This window comes from Streptomyces sp. SID5785, assembly GCF_009870065.1.
Taxonomy (GTDB): Bacteria; Actinomycetota; Actinomycetes; order Streptomycetales; family Streptomycetaceae; genus Streptomyces.
Map to the genome: position 1 here is coordinate 1 of NZ_WWIA01001149.1, position 1789 is coordinate 1789.

The 1789-nt window shown below is 77.6% G+C and carries 2 protein-coding genes; one reads left to right on the top strand and one right to left on the bottom strand.

Annotated elements, in window-relative coordinates; genetic code table 11:
* Positions 1 to 176 precede the first annotated feature (176 nt).
* Complete coding sequence (locus GTW43_RS37255) at positions 177 to 1316, top strand: glycosyltransferase family 4 protein (RefSeq protein WP_161306386.1); 1140 nt, start codon at positions 177 to 179, stop codon at positions 1314 to 1316.
* 15 nt (positions 1317 to 1331) lie between these two features.
* Here GTW43_RS37255 and GTW43_RS37260 read toward each other — a convergent pair.
* On the bottom strand, positions 1332 to 1789 hold a 458-nt coding region (locus tag GTW43_RS37260; protein WP_161306387.1), incomplete at its 5' end, for a helix-turn-helix domain-containing protein.

Below are 1789 nucleotides of genomic sequence, written 5' to 3' on the forward strand. Positions count from 1 at the left end.
CGCCCGTACGGACTGGCATCCTTGGGCCCGAGGCGGGGCCCCGCCCCGGCTCCTTGCGGTGACGCCGTTCTCCCGCGACGGACCACGGCGTCCCAGGACGACCCGCAGCAGACGCACAGAACGCACCGCGACCGACCCATGAAGGACACGGACCGATCGATCACGAGCCAGGCCGCGTGACCCACGCGAGCAGCCCTCCCGCGCACGGCCCCTCCGCGCTGCGCACCGTGCAGGTGCTCGGCGGAGGCAGCGCGGGCAGCAGCGCCCATGTCCGGTCCCTGGCCGCCGGGTTGACCGCGCGCGGAGTGCGCGTCACGGTGTGCGCCCCGGCCGCGACCGAGCGCGCGTACGGCTTCGAGGAGGCGGGCGCCCACCATCTGCCGGTGCCCCGCAGCAGCGACCCGACGTCCGTCGCCGCGCTCCGCGTGGCTTGCTCCGACGCCGACCTCGTACACGCCCACGGTCTGCACGCCGCCCTGCGCGCCGCGCTCGCCCTGAGCGGCCGCACCACCCCGCTCGTCGTCACCTGGCACAACCGGCCGCGGGCCGAGGGCGCCCGCGCCCGGCTGCTGCGGGTCCTCGAGCGGCGCGTCGCCCGCGCCGCCACCGTGGTCCTCGGCACCACCTCCGAGCTCGTCGACCGGGCCCGGGCCCGCGGCGCCCGCGACGCCCGGCTCGCCGCGATCTCCTTCCCGCCGCCGCGCCGCGTCGCCGACGAGGCGGACGCGGAGCGTGCCCGGCTCAAGACCCGGGCCGAACTGGGCGCGGTGGACCGCCCGTTGCTGATGGCCGTCGGCAGCCTCGAACGGCACCGCGGCTACGACCTGCTGCTCGACGCCGCGCACGCCTGGCTCGCCCTCGACCCGGTCCCGCTGCTGGTCATCGCGGGGGAGGGGCCGGGCCGGGCCGCGCTCCAGCGGCGCATCCAGCGCGAGATGCTGCCCGTGCGGCTCGCCGGACGCCGCGACGACGTGGCCGAACTCCTCGCGGCCGCCGACGTCGCACTGCTCCCGGGCACCGGTGAGGCCCGCTCGCTGCTCGCCCAGGAGGCGCTGCACGCCGGGGTGCCGCTCGTCGCGGCCGAGACCGCGGGCGTGGTCGAACTCGTCGGGGACGCGGCGGAGTTGGTGCCCTGCGGCGACGCGTCCGCGCTGGCCCGCGCGGTCGTCGGACTGCTCGCCGACCCCGACCGGCGCGCCGCCCTGCGCGAGCGCGGCGCCGCCCAGGCCGCCTCCTGGCCCACCGAGGACGCCACGGTCACCCAAGTCCTCAGCGTCTACGACGAGTTGACCGGCGACGTTCCGTCCGGCACCTGACGCCGGGCGGCGGCCCTACGGTGCGATGTGCCGGCGGGCGCGCAGCGCGAGGCTCAACGCGAGCACCGTCTGCGGGTCGTCGAGGTCCGTGCCGAGCAACTCCCCGATGCGCGCGAGCCGGTTGTACAGCGTCTGCCGGTTCAGATGCAGCTCGCGCGCCGTCTCCGCCTTGCGGCCCGCGTGCGCGAGATACGTCTGCAGCGTGGGCAGCAGCGGCGGCTTCGAGCGCCGGTCGTGCTCCTGGAGCGGGCCGATCGCCCGCTCCACGAACGCGGCGAGGTCCCGGTGGTCCCGCAGCCGCCACAGCAGCAGATCGATGTCCAGCCGGCGTGCGTCGTACCAGGGCCGGTCGTCGAGACCCTGCGCGGCCGTCGCCGTCTCCGCCGCGTGCCGCAGCCCCGCCGCGGCCGCCGCCCAGCCGCCCGCGCCACCGACCACGACGACCGCCTCCTGGGTGCCCGCGCGCCGCATCC